Origin of the sequence: Microbacterium lacus, from assembly GCF_002812805.1 — a bacterium.
GTDB lineage: Bacteria > Actinomycetota > Actinomycetes > Actinomycetales > Microbacteriaceae > Microbacterium > Microbacterium lacus_A.
Map to the genome: position 1 here is coordinate 204,886 of NZ_NMUM01000040.1, position 18,678 is coordinate 223,563.

Sequence of the window (18,678 nt, forward strand, 5' to 3'; positions counted from 1 at the left end):
CGGAGCCTCAGCGGTTCAGGGGCGGGTGATGATGGCCCGCAGCGGCGTGACGTTGAAGTCGTTGCAGGGGTTGTTCATCTGCGGGCAGTTCGAGATGACGATGATGACGTCTTTATCGGCCCGGCAGGCGACGCGGCGGCCGGGAGCGGACATCCCATCAACGATCCCGAGCGCACCGTCCTGCTCGACCGGGACGTTCATGAACCAGTTCAGGTTCGACACCAGGTCGCGCGCGCCGAGCCCCCACTTCTCGCCCTCGAACAGGAAGTTCTCGCGGCATGCGTGCTGGTAGGCGGTGTGGTGGCCGTAGCGGAGGGTGTTGGACTCCTTGCTGCACGCTCCGCCGATCGTGTCCTGGCGGTCGATCTCGTTGCCGACGACCGTCATGAGCGGCTCGCCGAGGTTCGAGCGCAACACCGTCCCCACGTCGACGTAGGCGTTGCCCTGCCACGCGAGGGTGTCGGGCACGCTGTAGCGCTCCGACGTGTCGTCGAGGGCGAAGATCAGGCAGTCGCCGGACTGGTTGCCCCCGACATCCACGAGCGTGAAGACCTCACCCGCTCGCACGATGGCGGACCAGGAAGCTCGGGGCGCGATGACGTCGTCCACGACGTTCTCACCGGGAACGAATGCCTCGGACCAGTCGAGGGGGCTGCCGTCGGCGTAGACCGGACGCGGCGGGACGGTTGTCTGAACGGTTGTGGCCATGATGGGGTTCCCTTCAGAGCCCGGCGAGGCCGGCGTAGGCGATGGAGTTGGCGTAGGCGCGCTGGCGCTCCGGGGTGGCATCGACGTGCGCGTCACCGGTCCGGCTCGCTCGCTCGGCCCAGGCGTGCACGCGCAGCGGCGAGGCGACGTAATCGGGCCGCGGATCACGCGGGTGCGGCGCATTGGCGATCAGCACGATCAGCGGCAGCTCGGCCAACAGGTCGACGTGTGTGCCCGCACCCGCAGACCCGCGCCAGTCGAGCGCGCCATCCTCAAGCACGTGCACGCCCTGGAAGAACGACACAGCCGGGGGGATGTCGCGCCGGTCGAGCCCGTGCTTCGAGCCGGCCATCCGCAGCAGCGCGTGACCCGACGGCGTCGGGCCCTCGGGCGTCGCATCGCCGTACTTGTACACGTTCCAGGCGTCGCCGGACGCCCCGCAGAATGCGTCGTGGTGGCCGGACGTGTCTTCGAGAACCGTCGCGAGCACGCGCCCGTCACCCGAGAGCAGCGGATGCTCCGCGCCGAGGTACGCCTGCCACGGGATCTTCTGGGTGTCGGCGACGTTCAGTCGCTCGCCCGTGTTCAGGGCGTTGAAGAGAACGACGCTCGCCGAGGCATCCCCTTCGGGATCCTCCAGACGGATGCGGGTGCCCCGCGCCACCCGAAGGTGCGTATAACCGCCCGGCGCCACGGTTTCGGACCACAGCAACGCCGCCCTGTCGATCCCCTCGGGAGGCATGGGAGTCGTGCTCGCGGGCACGAACGGCATCCACTTCGACTGCGTCGCCCGGGCCCGCGCATCCGCTCGCGCCTGCTCCACGCTGCCGAGCGCTTCGCTTCGGCCCATATTGTCGAGGCCGGTGCTGTCCAGCCCGGTGTTGTCGCTCGCCACGATCGGACCCCATTTCTATCGACTGACAGAAATGGAATCAGATCTACGTTTCGCCCACGTTTCGGGGGCGACCGTTCGCGCTACTCGTTGGCGAGGAGCGCTACGGGGTAGGTCGACAGCAGCTCGGCCAGCGCGACCTCGCCGCCCTCGTAGCGGCGCCCGGTCAAGAGGTCGATCGCGGGCACCGACGGGCGCAGCAGGACGGTGTCCTGCCACCCGCCGAGAGCCTCCAGCCCGGCGGGCAGCCGGGTCGCGACAGTCTGAACGCCGCCCCGATCGAACCCGATCGCGTGGTGCGCCGCGGACCCGACGAAAGTGAGGGGCGTGTAACGCGTGAAGAGCTCCGGCCGGTAGCGGCGCGTGCGGAGCGCACGAGAGGTCACGAGCAGCTTCGCGGCACCCGACGCATTCACCGCTGGCAACTCGCCCGCCTCGAACCCGGCGTCGATTCCGGCGAGCATCTCGGCGCGCGCGCCGAAGTCGACGGCGCGGCGGTTGTCGGGGTCGACGAGGCTCGTCTCCCACAACTCCGACCCCTGGTAGACGTCCGGCACACCGGGCGCGGTCAGCTGCAGCAGCTTCGCCGAGAGCGAGTTCGACCACCCGTAGGGCGCGATCTCGGCGACGAGCGTCTCGAGGATCGCGGATGCCTCGGCGTTGTCGAACGCGGCGTCCACCAGCGCGTGCATCCGGGCCTCGAAGGCCTCGTCCTGATCCCACCAGCCGGTCGACTCGGACGCCTCGCGGGCCGCCTTCTCGGCGTAGGCGTGCAGGCGCTCACGCGAAGCGGGCCAGGCACCGACGATGGCCTGCCAGAGCAAGTTGTCGAAGCCGCCGTGTCCCGTGGAGGCGATGGCACGGAGAGCCGTGAGCGCTTCGAGCCACCGTGCGGGCAGCTCCGACAGCACCGACAGGCGCGCACGAACGTCCTCGCCACGCTTCGTATCGTGCGTCGAGAGTGTCGTCATGGCGTGCGGCCAGGATGCCTCGCGCACGACCTGGGCGGCATGGAACCCGGCCACGTCGAGCGCGAACTCGGACGGGTCGGCGCCGACCTCGGTCAGGGTACCGAGGCGCGAGGCGCGATAGAACGCGGTGTCCTCCACGCCCTTCGCCATGACGGGCCCGGTCGTCTGCTGGAACCGGCGGGCGACCTCGAGCGAGGCATCCGCCAGCTGAGGCAGCACCCGGTCGAAGGCGCCGGCGAGGTCGGGACGCCGGCGCATGGCCTCCTCCGCTGCGGCGTCGAACTCGTCGCGGCCGGCGGGAAGGTACGAGCGGTAGACAGGGAAGCAGGCGAGCAACTCGGCGATCGCGTCGGCCGCCCCCGTGACGGGTTCGTCGAGCAGTCGCACCAGGCGCGCGACCTCGGCACCCTGAATCGTCTCGGCGATCGTTCGCTTGGTGTCGTGGATGAGGTCGCTCCACGATGCCTGCGGATCGAGGCCGTCCTCGGTGCGGACCGCGGCATCGATCGCATCCAGCGCCGCTTCGCCAGCGGGATCGATCAGCACCCGGTCGATCACGGCGAGCGCGTCGTACCCGGTCGTGCCATCCGTCCGCCACCAGCTGGGGAGCGTCTCGCCGTGCTCGAGGATCTTCTCCACGAGCACGTACACGCCCCCGGTCGCCTCGGCGAGCCGGTCGAGATAGGCGCCGGGGTCGAGCAGCCCATCGGGGTGATCAACCCGGATGCCGTCGACGAGACCGTCTCGCACCCAGCGGAGGATCTCCGCGTGAGCCTCGTCGAAGACCCACGGCACCTCGACGCGGACGCCCGCCAGGGTCGTGACCGCAAAAAAGCGGCGGTAGTTCAGCTCGGCGGCCTCTCGGCGCCAGAACATGAGTTCGTAGTGCTGACGGTCGACGATCGCGCGCACCGTTTCCGGGTTCGCGAGCGTCTCACGCTCGTCGCCGTGCACCGACTCGGGCGCGAGCGGGAACACGTTGTCGAAGTAATGCAGGGTGCCGTGCGGGGCCTGTTCCGTCTGCGTGAGCTCGATGCGGATGTCGCCCGCGCCGATGATCTCGTCGAGCTCGCCGCCCAGCACCGGTACGCGGATGCGGCCGCCACCGAACTGCCAGTCCACGTCGAACGCCTCGGCGTAACGCGAGTCACGCCCGTAGGTCAGCAGGTCCCACCACCACGGGTTCTGCGACGGAACCGCGACCCCCATGTGGTTGGGGACCGTGTCGACCAGGATGCCGAGTCCCGCATCGCGGGCGGATGCGGCAAAACGATCGAGTCCCTCGGCTCCCCCACGGGCGGGGTCGACGAGGCTCGGGTCGACGACGTCATAGCCGTGATCCGAGCCCTCCGTCGCCTTCAGCAGCGGCGACAGGTAGGCCCAGTCGACCCCGAGGTCACGGAGATATCCGGTAACGGATGCCGCGGCATCCAGATCGAAAGAGGAACGGATCTGCAACCGGTAGGTCGAGAGGGGCTTGTGAGTCACTGCAGCTCCGAGCGGATCGGGTCACCTGAAATCTCATCCACCTGACTCTGAGCCAGCACGGCGAGTGACGCGGCGACGGAATGGTCGACGTCCGGTTCGGGCACGGTGTGTGCGCGCAGCACCACGAGCGACGACGCCGCGAGGCGGATCGCTCCGCCGGGCTCTACGGGCTCGCTGTCGGCGAGTTCACCGGCCGTGTCGACGATGATGTCCCACTTCGGCGAGTACGCCCGGTGGGGGATGTGGAAGTCGATGATCTCGTCGCCCGCGTTGAACAGGATGAGGAAGTGCTTGTCGACGATGGGCTCACCGCGGCGATCGCGCTCGCGGATGCCGCCGCCGTTGAGGAAGACTCCGACGGCGCGTCCGAACCCGGAATCCCAGTCCTCGGGCTGCATGGCCGACCCATCCGGTCGCAACCACACGATGTCGGGAATAGGCGAGCCCTCCTGCATCTTCACCGGGCGACCGTCGAAGAAGCGGCTGCGGCGGAACGTCGGGTGGTCCTTCCGCAAGCGCGCGAGGGCCGCGGTGAATTCCAGCAGTGGGTTATCGACGGAGTCCCAGTCGACCCAGGTCAGCTCGTTGTCCTGCGCGTACCCGTTGTTGTTGCCCTGCTGTGTCCGACCGAGCTCATCGCCATGCAGCAGCATCGGGACGCCCTGCGAGAGCAGCAGCGTCGCGATGAAGTTCCGCTGTTGACGGGCGCGCAGGGTCAGCACCTCGGGGTCATCCGTCGGACCCTCGACGCCGAAGTTGAACGAACGATTGTGCGATTCGCCGTCGTTGTTGTCTTCGCCGTTGGCCTCGTTGTGCTTCTCGTTGTAGCTGACGAGGTCGCGGAGCGTGAAGCCGTCGTGTGCCGTGACGAAGTTGATGGATGCCACCGGCCTGCGACCCGAGTGCTCGTACAGATCCGCGGATCCCGTCAGGCGCGAGGCGAACTCGCCCAATGCCTGGGGCTCGCCGCGCCAGAAATCGCGCACGGTGTCGCGATACTTGCCGTTCCACTCGGTCCACTGGGGCGGGAAGTTGCCCACCTGGTACCCACCGGGGCCGATGTCCCACGGCTCGGCGATGAGCTTCACCTGCGAGACCACCGGGTCCTGCTGCACGAGCTCGAAGAACGTCGCGAGGCGATCCACCTCATAGAACTCCCGCGCCAATGTCGAGGCGAGGTCGAATCGGAAGCCGTCGACGTGCATCTCGAGCACCCAGTAGCGAAGCGAATCCATGATCAGCTGCAGCGTGTGGGGGTTGCCCACATTCATGCTGTTGCCCGTGCCGGTGTAGTCGGTGTAATACCGCTTGTCGTCGTCCTCGAGGCGGTAGTACGCGTTGTTGTCGATCCCGCGCATCGAGAGCATCGGGCCCATGTGGTTGCCCTCGGCCGTGTGGTTGTAGACGACGTCGAGGATGACCTCGATGCCCGCCGCATGGAGCGCGCGGACCATCCCCTTGAACTCCTGCACTTGCTGCCCGAGGTCGCCCTGGGACGCATAGGTGTTCTGCGGCGCGAGGAACGCGATCGTGTTGTAGCCCCAGTAGTTCGCGAGCCCGTTCTCTTGGAGCGTGCTGTCGTTGACGAACTGGTGCACCGGCATGAGCTCGATCGCCGTGACCCCGAGCTTGACGAGGTGATCGATCATCGCGGGGTGGCCGATGGCGCTGTAGGTGCCGCGGATCTCTTCGGGGATGCCCGGGTGCCGCATCGTCAGACCCTTGACGTGGCCCTCGTAGATGAAGGTGGACGCGTAGGGCGTCTTGGGCTGGCGGTCACCGGCCCAGTCGAAGAAGGGATTGACCACGACGCCCATCATCATGTCGGCGGCCGAATCCTCGTCGTTGCGAGAATCGGGATCGCCGAAGTTGTAGCCGAAAACCGACTGGCCCCAGTTCACCTGCCCGGCGACCGCCTTGGCGTAGGGATCGAGGAGCAGCTTGTTCGGGTTGAACCGGTGCCCTTCCTCGACATCGCTCGGGCCGTGCACGCGGTAGCCGTAGCGCTGACCGGGCCCGACCTGCGGAAGGTAGGCGTGCCAGACGAAGGCATCGAGGTCGATGAGCTCGACGCGCGTTTCGGTTCCGTCCTCCTCGAAGAGGCAGAGCTCTACGCGCTCCGCCGCCTCACTGAACAACGCGAAATTCGTGCCGTTCCCGTCATATGTCGCACCGAGTGGGTAGGTCGAGCCAGGCCATGTTTGCACTGCCAAAGACTACCCATCGACGCACGATGGCGCTGTGGCTTGCGCAACGCCAGCGGGTGCCCTATAGCGGTGCCGAGGGTCCTCAGCTGAGTTCCGTGGCCGCGTCCCAGGCACGGGAATGGGGACCGCGTGGCAAGAGTTCGCCCTCGACGATCTCGTAATCGATGCCCCCGTCGAAGAAGTCCTGGGGCAGGCTCGTCGAAGATCGGTTCGCGCCCATCGGATTCTTGCCGGTCATTTAGCACCCCTGACTTGTCCCGCCCTGCCGACCTGTCCAGCTCTTACTGTGCGGCACGGGTCGCGATAGCGGAACCCGATTGACTTCGCGGCGACAGACGCGTACGGAGAAACCCGTCGGTATGGCAGCAGACAACGATTAGTCTGATGGGGTGGGCACCATTTACTACGGCGGGGACGCTTCCGCCATCGACATCGAAGACCGTGCGCTGGCGCACCTCAAGGTCGTCATCGCGACCAAGCTGCGCCGCGGCGAGAGCTTCACGCTCACGTGGCGCCACCCCGAAGACCAGCCGCGCGGGCGCAGCACCGTATGGCTCAGCCCGTCGATCCCTCTGCGGTTCGTCTTCGACGACCCCGAGCCCGCGGTCCTGAGCCGGGAGTGGATGGAAGAGCTCGCTCAGTCGGCCAACTCGTCGGGCGGCATCATGCTCGTCGCTGAGCACTTCGACGTGGATCCTTCCGAGAATGAGTCGACGATCGAGGTCGGCGCGATCGTCGCGAAAGAAGTGGACGTCGAGAACGCCACGGTCGGTTCCGTTCAGCAGGAGGCTCGGGCGAAGGCGAAGTCCAAAGCAAAGGTCGACGCCGGCGACTGATCAGCCGACTCTCCCCCGCGCCTCCGTCAGGAGTCGAACGGCATTTCTTCTTGCGGTTCCGAGACCACGAACAGGCCGTTGGGGCTACTCGCCGACACCATGAGCGCCTCGATCCAGAGTCGGTTCAGCCGCGGTTCGCGGCTGCCGTGGAAGGCGAACTGCAGGGGTACGGACGGATGCATCCAGAAGCTCCGCCGCGAGATGCCCTCGCTGTCCAGGTCGACGGTGAACATGAACGACTCCGAGCGGCGCAGCTTGTTCATGATCACGATCCGCAGGTGGGCGAGGGTGCGGTCCTCGATGTCGATCGAGTTGTTCAGCGTGTCGTAAATGAAGCGGCCCATGCGATGAGCCTAATGGCGTGTACCCACCCGAGGAATCGCGATCATGCCCCCTGCGGCGGCTGCAGCAGAAGTGCCACGCGTTCCTCGAGATAACCCGCCAGCGGCACGTGTCCGGCGGCCGGACTCCAGCGGATGCTGGGGGTGCCGTTCACCAGGGCGAGGGGTCCCGTCGGTTCGCCTCGTCCCAACGCGGCCAGGTCGAGCATCTTCCAGTCCAGGTGGACGGTTTCGCCGTCACCGAATCCGCCGCGCGTCGCGGCAGCCGCCACTTCTGCGCGGGCGCGTGCCGCATCCGACGCGAACCCACGCCGGCCGGGGTCGCCCGCGCGCACCACATTTCCGGCGGCGTACACGGTGCCCTCACCGACCAGCAGGACCCCGAGGCGCCAGGCGTCGCCTCGGGGCACGATCTTCGGCGCGCGGAGCCCCGCGAGAACGCGCGGTCGTACGACCTCACCCAGTCGCTCACGCGGCGCGTCCGCGGCCACCAGGCGAGCGCGGGCAGCGTTCAGGAGAGTCGCCGCGTCATCCACCACATCGCTATTGTGCGCGATCGAGCGGCCGACCATGAGCAGGGCGTGTGGAATCAGCGCGCGGGCGTATGGAAACCGTCAGGATCGCCAAACCGGCCGCACGCGAGGAGTGAGATCGAGTTCGCGGGGCACCCCGTGCCCTCTTGCCCAGAACCTCACCAGGAGTTCCCGTGCTCGATCTGATCTACGTCCTCGCGACCGTCGCGCTCTTCGCGCTCGTCGCCCTCGTCGCGCGGGGGGTCGAGAAGCTGGGCCCACGGTCCGGAGGCTCCGTCCAGCGCGAAGCGATGGATGGAGGGGACCGGGGATGACATTCTTCACGATCCTTGCCGTCGTGCTCGCGGTGGCCGCGCTCGTCTACCTCGTCGTCGCACTCGTGAATCCGGAGCGCTTCTGATGAACCCGTTCCTGAACACCGAGACCATCCTGTTCGGCGTACTGCAGGGCGCCACGCTGCTGATCCTGCTCGCGCTGATCTACCGCCCGCTCGGCGATTACATCGCCCACGTGTACACGAGTTCGCGCGACCTGCGCGTTGAGCGCGTGACCTACCGCGCCGTTGGCGTCGACCCTCGCGCCACTCAGACCTGGCAGGCCTACCTCCGCGGCGTCCTGTTGTTCTCGCTCGTCGGGGTCCTGCTCGTCTACGCCCTGCAGCGCACGCAGGCGATCCTGCCCGGCTCGCTCGGCCTGCCGGCGGTCGGCGAGGGCCTGTCGTTCAACACGGCCATCTCGTTCGTCACCAACACGAACTGGCAGTCGTACTCGCCCGAGGTGACGCTCGGCTACACGGTGCAGCTCGCCGGACTCGCGGTGCAGAACTTCGTCTCGTCGGCGGTCGGCATCGCCGTGGCGATCGCGCTCGTCCGAGCCTTTGCGTCGCGTCGCTCGGGCACGATCGGCAACTTCTGGGTCGATCTCGTGCGCGGCATCACCCGCATCCTGCTGCCCCTCTCGATCATCGCCGCGATCGTCCTGCTGGCGGGGGGCGTCGTGCAGAATTTCGCGGGCTTCACCGATGTCACGGCGATCACCGGCGCCACGCAGTCCATCCCGGGCGGACCCGTCGCCTCGCAAGAGGCCATCAAGCTCCTCGGCACGAACGGCGGAGGCTTCTTCAACGTCAACTCGTCGCATCCCTTCGAAAACCCCACCCCGTGGACCAACCTCGCCGAGATCCTGCTGCTGCTCGCGATCCCGGTATCGCTTCCGCGGGCGTTCGGCCGAATCGTCGGCGACAACCGTCAGGGCTACGCGATCCTCGCGGCCACGGCGACGATCGCGATCGCGTCGATCACGATCGGCTCGTGGCTCGAGGCGATGGGCAACGGCACCGCACCGCGGCTTGCGGGAGCCCCGCTCGAGGGCAAAGAGACCCGCTTCGGGATCCTCGGTTCCACTCTCTTCGCGGGCGCCACGACCCTCACCTCGACGGGCGCGGTCAACTCGATGCACGACAGCTACACCGCACTCGGCGGCATGATGCCGATGCTCAACATGATGCTCGGCGAGGTCGCGCCGGGCGGTGTCGGGTCGGGCCTCTACGGCATGCTGATCCTCGCCATCCTCGCCGTCTTCATCGGCGGCCTGCTCGTCGGCCGCGGACCCGAGTACCTCGGCAAGCGGATCGGACCGCGCGAGATCAAGCTCGCCAGCCTGTACATCCTCGTCACGCCCACCCTCGTGCTTCTCGGCACGGCTGCCAGCTTCGCCATCCCGGGCGTGCGGCAGGACGTCGAGTCGGTGTCGATCTGGAATCCCGGCATCCACGGCCTGAGCGAGGTGCTTTACGCCTTCACCTCGGCCGCGAACAACAACGGCTCGGCGTTCGCGGGGCTCACGGCCAACACCCCGTGGTTCAACACGGCGCTCGCCGTCGCGATGCTGCTCGGACGCTTCATCCCGATGGTGCTGGTACTCGCGCTCGCGGGCTCGATCGCGGCACAGGACTCGGTGCCCGCGACATCCGGCACCCTGCCCACCCACCGGCCGCAGTTCGTCGGCCTGCTCGTCGGTGTCACCGTCATCGTCACCGCACTCACCTACTTCCCCGTGCTCGCGCTCGGGCCTCTCGCCGAAGGGCTTGTCTGACCATGTCCACCGCAACCCACACCCCCACTCCGGCCCCTGCTCCCGCCGAGGCGGCACCCGCCCGCGCGTTCGGGTGGGGAACCCTCGTGGCGGCCCTGCCCGGCGCGTTCCGCAAGCTCAACCCCGCCGCCCTCGTTCGCAACCCCGTCATGTTCCTCGTCTGGGTCGGCGCGGCACTCACCACGCTGATCGCGATCGCCGAGCCCTTCGTCGGCGGAGCGGAAGAGTCCGGCGGGGCCCCCGTTCCCGCGGGCTTCACATGGGGCATCGCCATCTGGCTCTGGATCACGGTGCTGTTCGCGAACGTCGCCGAATCGGTGGCCGAGGGCCGCGGCAAGGCGCAGGCCGCCAGCCTGCGGAAGACCCGCACGAGCACGATGGCCTCCCTCGTCACGCGATACGACGCCGAAGCGGATGCCTCCGCCGAACGCGCCGAGCTGGCAACCGTCGCCTCGGGTGATCTTCGTCCCGGCGATCACGTCGTCGTCACGGCGGGCGAGCTCATCCCGGGCGACGGCGACATCGTGTGGGGCATCGCGACCGTCGACGAGTCGGCCATCACCGGCGAGTCCGCGCCCGTCGTCCGCGAATCCGGCGGCGACCGCAGCGCCGTCACCGGCGGAACCCGCGTACTTTCGGACCGCATCGTCGTCCGCATCACCTCGAAGCCCGGCGAAACATTCGTCGACCGGATGATCGCGCTCGTCGAGGGCGCGAGCCGCCAGAAGACTCCGAACGAGATCGCCCTCGGCATCCTGCTCGCGAGCCTGTCGATCGTGTTCTTGATCGTCGTGCTGACGCTCAACCCGATCGCCTCGTACGCCGCTTCGCCCGTCAGCATCCCCGTGCTCGTGGCGCTGCTCGTCTGCCTCATCCCCACCACGATCGGGGCGCTGCTCTCCGCCATCGGCATCGCCGGTATGGACCGTCTGGTGCAGCGCAACGTGCTGGCCCTCTCGGGGCGGGCCGTCGAAGCGGCGGGCGATGTCACCACCCTGCTGCTGGATAAGACCGGAACCATCACGTACGGAAACCGCCGTACGAGCGACTTCGTGCGGATGCCCGGGGTCGCTGATGACGAGTTAGCCCGAGCCGCGGCGCTGTCGTCGCTCGCCGATCCGACACCCGAGGGCACCTCGATCGTCGAGCTCGCGACCGCGCGAGGCTTCACGGCGACGCAACCGGCCGGCGCGGTCTTCGTGCCGTTCACGGCGCAGACCCGCATGAGCGGACTGGACCTCGCCGACGGTACGCAGGTGCGGAAGGGAGCCGGGTCGGCGGTCGCGGCGTGGCTCGGGGCATCCGGGGTCGACGTTCCCGCCGACCTGCGCACGCACGTGACCGACGCCGCCGACGCGATCGCTCAGAGCGGCGGCACCCCCTGGTCGTGGCACGCATCCGCGCACTGACGCGGCGGATCGCGCCAGTACCGGCGGATGCCTCACCCGTCGTGCGGTTCGGCGATGCGACGGTCGACCTCGTCGCCCACGCGGTGACGCGGGGCGCGGACGCGCGGGCGGTGCGGCTGACGCCGACCGAGTGGCGGGTGCTGGAGTTCCTCGTGCGAAACCCCGGCCGGCTGGTCACACGTCAGACACTGCTGACCGAGATCTGGGGCAGCGAACACATTGCCGACACCGGATACCTGCGCCTGTACATCGCACAGCTGCGCAAGAAGCTCGAGGACGACCCCGCGCATCCGGTGCACTTGCTCACCGAATCGGGCATGGGCTACCGCTTCGTGCCCGACGAGTAGGCACCCTCACACCGCGAAACGGGCACCCTCGCGCGCAGAACGGGCACCCTCGCTCCGCGGAACGGGCACCCTCGCCGAATCAGCCGAGGCCGGCGCGATCCTCGTGGCCGTCGTCCGGTAGAACGTGACCCGCGACCGGCTTACGCGAGAGCCCGACCGCCCCAGCCTCCGGACCCTTCGCGGTTGCGGCGGCAACGGCGACGGACTCGTCGACGTCGGCGTAGCGCGGGCGCAGCTGCACGGCCTGAAGCCGCTTCTGCTCGCGCTTGGCCTTCCGCGACGAGTACGTGAGGTTGAGCGCCTCGACCAGGATCGCGAACGCCATCGGCGCGTAGATCAGGGCCTTGTCGATCGAGACCCCGAAGCCCTCGGCGATCAGGAACACACCGATCAGCAGCAGGAACGACAGCGCCAGCATCTTCACCGTCGGGTGCTTGTTGACGAACGTGAAGATGAATCGTGCCGCAAACAGCATGATGCCGAACGACAGGACGACCACCGTGATGATCACGAGCAGGTTCTCGGTCATGCCGACCGCCGTGATGACCGAGTCGAGCGAGAAGACGATGTCGAGCAGCAGGATCTGCGTCAGCACCGAGGCGAACGTGATGGTCTTCGGACCAACCCCGCCGTGTTCCTCTTCGGCGCCCTCGAGCTTGTGGTGGATCTCGGTGACGGCCTTGTAGACCAGGAACAGACCGCCGGCGATCAGGATGAAGTCCTTCACCGAGAAGCCCATGCCGAACCAGACGACCACGTCGTCCTTCAGCGTGATGATCCAGCCGGCGAAGAACACCAGGACGACGCGGATCACCATTGCGAGCGTCAGCCCGAGGTTTCGCGCCTTCGCCTGCTGCTCGACCGGCAGCTTCGACGCGAGGATCGAGATGAAGATGACGTTGTCGACGCCGAGAACGATCTCGAGCACGAAGAGGGTCAGGAAGACGGCGATCAGGTCGGGCGTCAGGTCCAGGGAGAAGTCCACTCGCTCATGTTAGGCGGATGCCTCGGCCAATCTCACCCGACATCCTCATCGACCACGTCCCGATCGACGACGCGTACACCACGCAGGGTCGTTCCGATCAGCGGGTACAGCAGCACCGACAGCATCCCGGCACCGACGAGCGCCGCCGCCAGACCGGGCGAGAGAAGCTCTTCGGATAGCCCGATGCTCGTGACGGCGACGATGACCGGCAATCCCGTCGCGCCGAGGAATGCCAGCGCGAGACGATCGCGGGGCGTCGATCCCGCCGGGGCGGAGAGCATCGACGGCAGCCCGCGGATGATGAGCAGCAGCACCAGGAAGACAGGGACGAGGACGACGGTCGCGCCGTCCGCGAGCAGAGCATCGAGGTCGAAGGTGACCCCGGTGTAGATGAAGAAGATGGGTACGAGCAGACCGAAGGCGACGGCTTCGATCTTCGACTCGACCTGCGCGCGGTCGTCCTCGGGCGCGTTGCGCATGATCAGCTGCCAGATCACCCCGGCGACGAAAGCACCGAGCAGCATGTCGAGGTCGAGCAACAGGCTGAGCGCGACGAGCAGCGCGAGGATCAGCACGATCGCACGGATCGCGAACTGTCCAGACGTGTGCAGCGTCGCGGTCACGATGCGGTGGAGGCGCCCGTGCGGCATCCGCGAGGCGAGGAACACCGCGGTCGCCGCAACCACCACGAACAAGAACAGCACGATCGTGGCGACGCCGATCTCGCGTCCGCCGAGGAAGAGCGAGATCGCCACGAGCGGCCCGAACTCGCCCACCGCACCGATGCCCATGACCGCACGTCCGAACGGGGTCGGCAGCATTCCGGCATCCCGCAGGATCGGCAGCAGCATGCCGAGCGCCGTCGAACACAGGGCGATGCCGATGACCACGGCCGCCTCGCCCGGCGCGATCACGAGCCCGACGGCGATGCCGGCGACGAGGCCGATCAGCCAGCCCCCGACGGCGCGGGCGCCCTCGCGACCGCGCAGGACGCGAAAGTTGATCTCGTTGCCGGCCATGAAGAACAACAGCGCCAGGCCGAAGTCCGCGAGGCGCTCCGAGATCGGACCCTCCTGGATCCAGCCGAGCACGCTCGGGCCCGCGATGATTCCCAGCACGAGTTCGAACACCACGATCGGGATACGCAGGCGGCTCGAGAGCCCGCGGACGAGCAGCGGGGCGATGACCGCGATCGCCGCGATGACCACGAAGTCGAGATCGCTGAGCTGCACGGGCTCACGCTATCGTCTGCGCGCTCCCGCGCGTGTGCCGCCCGTCCGGCCGGGGATCAGCGCCAGACGTCGTCCGCGATCGCCACGACCTCGCGGATCTTCGCCCATTGCTCGCCCTCGGTGAGCACGTTGCCCTCTTCGGTCGAGGCGAATCCGCACTGCGGGCTCAGGGCGAGCTGTTCGAGCGGGGCGAAGACGGATGCCTCGTCGATCCGGTTCTTGATCGCGTCGACGTCTTCCAGCTCGCCCGACTTCGACGTGATGAGGCCGAGAACGACCGTTTGGTCGCCCTCGGGCAGGAAGCGCAAGGGCTCGAAGCCGCCGGCACGCTCACTGTCGTACTCCAGGAAGAAACCGTCGTAGGCGACCTCGCCGAGGAGCTGTTCGGCGACGGGTTCGTATCCGCCGGACGAGATCCAGGTCGAGCGGAAGTTCCCACGACAGACGTGGGTCGTGATGACCATGTCGTCAGGCTTGGCCTCGAGAACCCCGTTCAGCAGGCCGGCGTATCGCTCAGCGAGTCCGTCCGTTCGGATACCGCGGTCCCGCGCCTTCGCGAGTTCCTCGTCCGAGCAGAGGTACGCCCAGGCGGTGTCGTCGAACTGCAGGTAGCGGCAGCCCGCGTCGTAGAACGCGGTGACGGCATCGCGGTACGCCTGCACGAGGTCGTCGATGATGTCATCGCGGCCCGCATAGACGTTCGGATCGATGTGATCGGGCTCGAGGCGGAAGTCCAACACGGTGGGTGCGGGGATGGTCGCCTTCGCCAGTGCGCCGGTGCCGGTCGTCAGCGCCTGCAGCGAACGGTAGTGCTCGAGGAACGGATGCGTGTCTGAGAACCCGACCGGTCCGCTCAGGTGCAGGCCGCGGGGACGCGTCTGCACGCCCTGGAACTGAATGCCGTGGTCGAGTTCGACGACGTCGACCCCGTCGAGCATCCCGAAGAAATCGAAGTGCCACCACGACCGGCGGAACTCGCCGTCCGTCGCGACGCGCAAGCCGTTGTCGGCCTCTTTGCGCACGAGATCGGCGATCTCGGTGTCCTCGACGGCCCGCAGCGCGTCCGCGTCGATCTCACCGGCGGTGTGGGCGGCACGCGCGCGCTTGAGCGCTTCGGGACGTAGGAAGGAGCCGACGATATCGGCACGGTACGGCGGATTGATGCTCACCCCGACACTTTATCGACGCGCTCTCCGCGACGCTCCCGGCGCGTCACACGGCGAAGCACTGCACGAAGCTGGACGCGCGGCACGCCGCGTGGAGCATCCTTCTGTCAGCGCTTCCGCGCGGGCGGCGTCTCGCGCGGCACACGCACCGCAGCTCCCGCGACGGCGAACAGTGCCGCAACACCCAGGTGCGCCACGATCCACCAGGGTCCCTCGGTCGGCACCGGAAAGACCGGGTTCCAGACGATCGCGACGGCGAAGAACACGAGCGTCCACCACCACTGCGCGCCCTGGAGCGCGTACCAGGCGACGATCAGCGCCATGATCGCGACGATGAAGCGGATCAGCAGGTACCAGTCCGCCTCGAGCAGCGGGATCCCCGAGAGCAGCGCCGCAGCGGCGATGAGGCTGGGGACGAACGCGGGGCGGTACATCTGGCTTTTCGGGGGTGTGGCGGCCATGGCCCTATCCTCACAGACCCACGTGCTCGTCGAGCCAGACCATCAACCCCGACAGCGAAAAATAGGCGATCGTCGCGTGCGTCGCGTTCGGAACCTCGGACAGCGTCACGTCCAGGCCGAGGGATGCCTCGTGCTTCGCGAATTCGCGGGTGTCATCGGGGTGGATGAGCGTATCTTCGAGGCCCTGGGCGATGTACAGCGGGGCGTCGAAGGCGACGCTCCCCGCGGAATTCTGGGCGAGCAGGTCGTCCCACGGCGGGGTGGTGGTCGGGTCGCTCAGCACGAAGTTTCCGACGAGCGGCTGCCCGATCGCGTGCAGTTCTTTCGTGTGCGTGAGCAGGCACAGCTCGTTCATCTCGGGTGCGGCCGCGACGGCCGCCTGCGTCAGGATGTCGGACAGCTGTGCCCCGGGCACCGTATCGCCGTAGACACCGGCGTACGCCGTGAAGGCGTACGAGCCGATCGTCACGCCCGAGATGTCGTCGATGTCGGCGTCGAGCAGCGCCGTCAGGTCTGCCGCGGGTGCCGCGACCGCGACCGCGCGGACATCGAGCTCGGGGGCGTAGTCCGCGGCGCGCTCGGCGGCGAACAGCACGGCCTGGCCACCCTGCGAGTGACCCCACAGCACAACGGACTCTCCGGCGCCCGTCGCGGGGATCGACTGCGCGGCTCGGACGGCGTCGAGCACATTGTTGCCCTCGGTCGCGCCCACCAGATACGAGTCCGGGCCGGGATACCCCATGCCGGCATAGTCCGTCGCGACGACGACGTAGCCGCGATCGAGCATCAGGCGCAGCCCCTCGATGTCGAGGAAGGGGTCGGCCGCGAGCGACGGGGCGCACTCTCGGGCCGAGCCGGTCGTCGGGTGACCCCACGACAGCACCGTCCGCCCCTCGGCGGGCGCGGGACCGAGTGGCGCGACGACAATGCCCGAGACGATCACGGGTTCGCCGTTCAGGTCGGTCGAGCGGTACAGGATCCGCCACGCCCGCGTGTCGAAAGGTAGGCCGATCAACTCTTCCGAGCGGACGATCTCGCCCGGAGCGCCCGAGCCCTCGGGTACGGGATCCAGATAGAACTCCTCGAGTCCCGGCCGCTCGAGCAGGTCGCCGACGATGCGGGCCTCGAGCACCGCGACACCGCCACCCACGAGCGCCAAGACCGCCGCGAAGAACGGGATGGCCCATCGGTGCTGCAGCGCGTGCCGGTGTCGGTTCGCACGCGCGGGACGCGGGCCCTCTGATGTCACGGAGCTACCGTCTCACGACGACCTCCCCGAGCGCACGCCTCAGAACACGTCGGCGCCTGTTTTCAGCATCCGCTACGTCCATGGAACGCGCGGATGCGGCGATCAGCAGCCGTCCTGGGGCCAGCGGACTAGACCTGGACGGGGGTAGCGTCCGGGCGGGACGCTCGGCCGTGGACCTCCCTGTGCAGGCGCTCCATCCGCTCGTCGAGCTCGGCGGCCGTCTCGGCGGCATCGCGCAACGAATCGAGCAGGCGCGAAGGCACCTGCTTGTCGTACTTGTAGTAGATCTTGTGCTCGAGGCTCGCCCAGAAGTCCATGGCGATCGTGCGGAACTGCACCTCGACCGGCACATCGACGCGGCCGCTGGAGAGGAACACCGGCACCTCGACGATCACGTGGAGGCTCTTGTATCCGTTGTCCTTCGGTACGGCGATGTAGTCCTTGACGGCGCGCACGGTGATGTCGTCTTGCGTCGTCAGCAGATCGAACAGGCGGTAGGCGTCCGCGACGAAGCTGCACGTGACACGGATGCCGGCGATATCGGTGATGTGCTGCCGGATAGTGGGGAAGTCGGGTTCGATTCCCCGTCGCGCGACCTTTTCGGCGAGGCTGTCGGGCGTCTTCACCCGACTCGAGACGTGCTCGATGGGGTTGTAGTCGTGCATCAGCTGAAACTCGTCGCGCAGAATCGTGATCTTCGTCTCGACCTCCTGCAGGCCGAAGCGGTACTCCAGCAGGAAACGCTGGAACTCATCACGCATCGCCCGCATCTCGGCGAGAGTCGCGGTAAAGGATTGCTCGCCGGTGGGCATACTCATGGCTCCACGCTAGGACTCGGGACTATGAGGGCCCCGTGAGTCGCTCCGCCGCACGGCTCGCCGTGCGCAGGCGATCGGCGCTCGCACGGCGCGCAGCCTCGGCCTCGTCGCGCTCGGCGGTCGCGGCATCGGCGTCGGCACGGATCCGCGCGAGCTCGCTCTCGAGGGCCTCGACCCGCTCGCGCAACAGCGTCTCGCGCTCGCGCGCGGTCGCCAGTCGGGCCTCGGCGCGCGCGGCGTCACGCTCGGCATCCGCTGCCTCGCGCCGGACCGCGGCGGCGGCGCGTTCGGCCTCGCGGAGAGCACGCCGCTCGGCGAGATCGTCCCGCCCGCGAGCGGGCGCGGGTTCCGCCGCGACGGGCGCCTCGCCCGCGACGGCGTCCGTCAGATCGACAGGGTCGACGCCGGATGCTTCCAGCGGACGCAGCAATCGGCCCGTCCGGACGGCGGCGGCCGCGGCCTCATCCCGCGCAGCAGCCCCCAGGGTGCGCTCGACATCGGCAACGATGCCCGCCCCCGTCGCGACGCCCTCGCCCTCGGCGAGGTCCGTTGCGGTGCGGACGAGCTCGGCCACGAGCATCCGCCTCTCTTTATTGAGAGAGGTCAGACGAGCCGCATCGCGATCATCCTGAGCCTCGCGCATCTCGGCCGCGAGGCTGGACAACTTGCCGACCGCTTCTGCCGCGCGGCGTGAAAGCAGGTTGACGACCCAGACCGACGTCGGGGGCTTGCGCAGGCCTCGGATCTGGGCTGCCGTCTCGCGATCCGGCGCGGCGGCCGCGAGCGTTTTTCGGGCCGCGATGAAATCGGCCGGCGCGAGCCCGTACAGCTCCTCGGCAGCTTCTTCGAACGTCGTGTCGGCCATCCGGCCATTCTGACTGATCGGCGTAGATAGCACCCCGGGGGTCTGCCGGCAACCCCCGCCACCCGTCCGGACAGCG

Annotated in this window: 17 protein-coding genes and 3 pseudogenes; 6 read left to right on the plus strand and 14 right to left on the minus strand. The window is 68.1% G+C overall.

From position 1 onward, the window contains the following. Positions 1 to 15 precede the first annotated feature (15 nt). The 5 genes from CGU34_RS14170 to CGU34_RS17050 all read right to left on the minus strand — a co-directional run bounded on the left by CGU34_RS14170 (position 16) and on the right by CGU34_RS17050 (position 6,504). Complete coding sequence (locus CGU34_RS14170; protein ID WP_100814448.1) at positions 16 to 708, minus strand: urea amidolyase associated protein UAAP2; 693 nt, start codon at positions 706 to 708, stop codon at positions 16 to 18. 13 nt (positions 709 to 721) lie between these two features. Then, a complete protein-coding gene (locus tag CGU34_RS14175; RefSeq protein WP_232711686.1) occupies positions 722 to 1,603 on the minus strand; it encodes an urea amidolyase associated protein UAAP1 in 882 nt (293 codons plus the stop codon). 80 nt (positions 1,604 to 1,683) lie between these two features. After that, positions 1,684 to 4,059, minus strand: a complete 2,376-nt coding sequence (gene treY / locus CGU34_RS14180; RefSeq protein ID WP_100814449.1) for a malto-oligosyltrehalose synthase — start codon at positions 4,057 to 4,059, stop codon at positions 1,684 to 1,686. Continuing rightward, positions 4,056 to 6,266 (minus strand): glycogen debranching protein GlgX, encoded by a 2,211-nt coding sequence (gene glgX, locus CGU34_RS14185; RefSeq protein ID WP_100814450.1) that lies wholly within the window; start codon positions 6,264 to 6,266, stop codon positions 4,056 to 4,058. The genes treY and glgX overlap by 4 nt, the downstream gene beginning before the upstream one ends. A gap of 82 nt (positions 6,267 to 6,348) precedes the next feature. Beyond that, positions 6,349 to 6,504 (minus strand): hypothetical protein, encoded by a 156-nt coding sequence (locus tag CGU34_RS17050; protein WP_157811332.1) that lies wholly within the window; start codon positions 6,502 to 6,504, stop codon positions 6,349 to 6,351. 151 nt (positions 6,505 to 6,655) lie between these two features. Here CGU34_RS17050 and CGU34_RS14190 point away from each other — a divergent pair. Beyond that, a pseudogene (locus CGU34_RS14190) lies at positions 6,656 to 6,955 on the plus strand (DUF7882 family protein); the annotation flags it as partial. Between the two features lie 173 nt (positions 6,956 to 7,128). Here the strand turns inward: CGU34_RS14190 and CGU34_RS14195 are convergent. Continuing rightward, complete coding sequence (locus CGU34_RS14195) at positions 7,129 to 7,446, minus strand: DUF7882 family protein (protein ID WP_100814451.1); 318 nt, start codon at positions 7,444 to 7,446, stop codon at positions 7,129 to 7,131. Positions 7,447 to 7,487: 41 nt separating this feature from the next. Further along, positions 7,488 to 7,982 (minus strand): glutaminase, encoded by a 495-nt coding sequence (locus CGU34_RS14200; protein ID WP_232711687.1) that lies wholly within the window; start codon positions 7,980 to 7,982, stop codon positions 7,488 to 7,490. A 167-nt stretch (positions 7,983 to 8,149) separates the two neighbouring features. Here CGU34_RS14200 and CGU34_RS17245 point away from each other — a divergent pair, with 167 nt between their 5' ends. The 5 genes and pseudogenes from CGU34_RS17245 to CGU34_RS17570 form a co-directional block, all read left to right on the plus strand. Beyond that, complete coding sequence (locus CGU34_RS17245; RefSeq protein ID WP_198517824.1) at positions 8,150 to 8,290, plus strand: hypothetical protein; 141 nt, start codon at positions 8,150 to 8,152, stop codon at positions 8,288 to 8,290. After that, positions 8,287 to 8,376: a K(+)-transporting ATPase subunit F gene (gene kdpF / locus CGU34_RS14205; protein ID WP_100814453.1), complete on the plus strand. Its 90-nt coding sequence runs from the start codon at positions 8,287 to 8,289 to the stop codon at positions 8,374 to 8,376. Before CGU34_RS17245 ends, kdpF begins: the two co-directional genes overlap by 4 nt. Next, the gene (kdpA, locus tag CGU34_RS14210; RefSeq protein WP_100814454.1) at positions 8,376 to 10,070 is read left to right on the plus strand and encodes a potassium-transporting ATPase subunit KdpA; all 1,695 of its coding nucleotides are present in this window, start codon (positions 8,376 to 8,378) and stop codon (positions 10,068 to 10,070) included. The genes kdpF and kdpA overlap by 1 nt, the downstream gene beginning before the upstream one ends. A gap of 2 nt (positions 10,071 to 10,072) precedes the next feature. Next, positions 10,073 to 11,452, plus strand: a pseudogene (kdpB, locus tag CGU34_RS14215) (potassium-transporting ATPase subunit KdpB); the annotation flags it as partial. Between the two features lie 2 nt (positions 11,453 to 11,454). Then, a pseudogene (locus tag CGU34_RS17570) lies at positions 11,455 to 11,826 on the plus strand (winged helix-turn-helix domain-containing protein); the annotation flags it as partial. A gap of 79 nt (positions 11,827 to 11,905) precedes the next feature. Here CGU34_RS17570 and CGU34_RS14225 read toward each other — a convergent pair. The 7 genes from CGU34_RS14225 to CGU34_RS14255 form a co-directional block, all read right to left on the minus strand. Then, positions 11,906 to 12,811 (minus strand): TerC family protein, encoded by a 906-nt coding sequence (locus tag CGU34_RS14225; RefSeq protein WP_100814456.1) that lies wholly within the window; start codon positions 12,809 to 12,811, stop codon positions 11,906 to 11,908. 32 nt (positions 12,812 to 12,843) lie between these two features. Then, on the minus strand, positions 12,844 to 14,043 hold the full coding sequence (locus CGU34_RS14230; protein WP_100814457.1) for a cation:proton antiporter: 1,200 nt from the start codon (positions 14,041 to 14,043) through the stop codon (positions 12,844 to 12,846). Positions 14,044 to 14,099: 56 nt separating this feature from the next. Continuing rightward, the gene (locus CGU34_RS14235; RefSeq protein ID WP_232711688.1) at positions 14,100 to 15,212 is read right to left on the minus strand and encodes a 5-methyltetrahydropteroyltriglutamate--homocysteine S-methyltransferase; all 1,113 of its coding nucleotides are present in this window, start codon (positions 15,210 to 15,212) and stop codon (positions 14,100 to 14,102) included. Positions 15,213 to 15,316: 104 nt separating this feature from the next. Beyond that, positions 15,317 to 15,670 (minus strand): DUF6804 family protein, encoded by a 354-nt coding sequence (locus CGU34_RS14240; protein ID WP_157811333.1) that lies wholly within the window; start codon positions 15,668 to 15,670, stop codon positions 15,317 to 15,319. Between the two features lie 10 nt (positions 15,671 to 15,680). Continuing rightward, positions 15,681 to 16,919: an alpha/beta fold hydrolase gene (locus tag CGU34_RS14245; protein WP_232711689.1), complete on the minus strand. Its 1,239-nt coding sequence runs from the start codon at positions 16,917 to 16,919 to the stop codon at positions 15,681 to 15,683. Between the two features lie 128 nt (positions 16,920 to 17,047). Beyond that, positions 17,048 to 17,737 carry a GTP pyrophosphokinase gene (locus CGU34_RS14250; protein ID WP_100814459.1) on the minus strand — a complete coding sequence of 230 codons (690 nt, stop codon included), beginning with the start codon at positions 17,735 to 17,737 and terminating at the stop codon, positions 17,048 to 17,050. Between the two features lie 22 nt (positions 17,738 to 17,759). Continuing rightward, on the minus strand, positions 17,760 to 18,602 hold the full coding sequence (locus CGU34_RS14255) for a transposase (protein WP_100814460.1): 843 nt from the start codon (positions 18,600 to 18,602) through the stop codon (positions 17,760 to 17,762). Between the last annotated feature and the right edge of the window lie 76 nt (positions 18,603 to 18,678).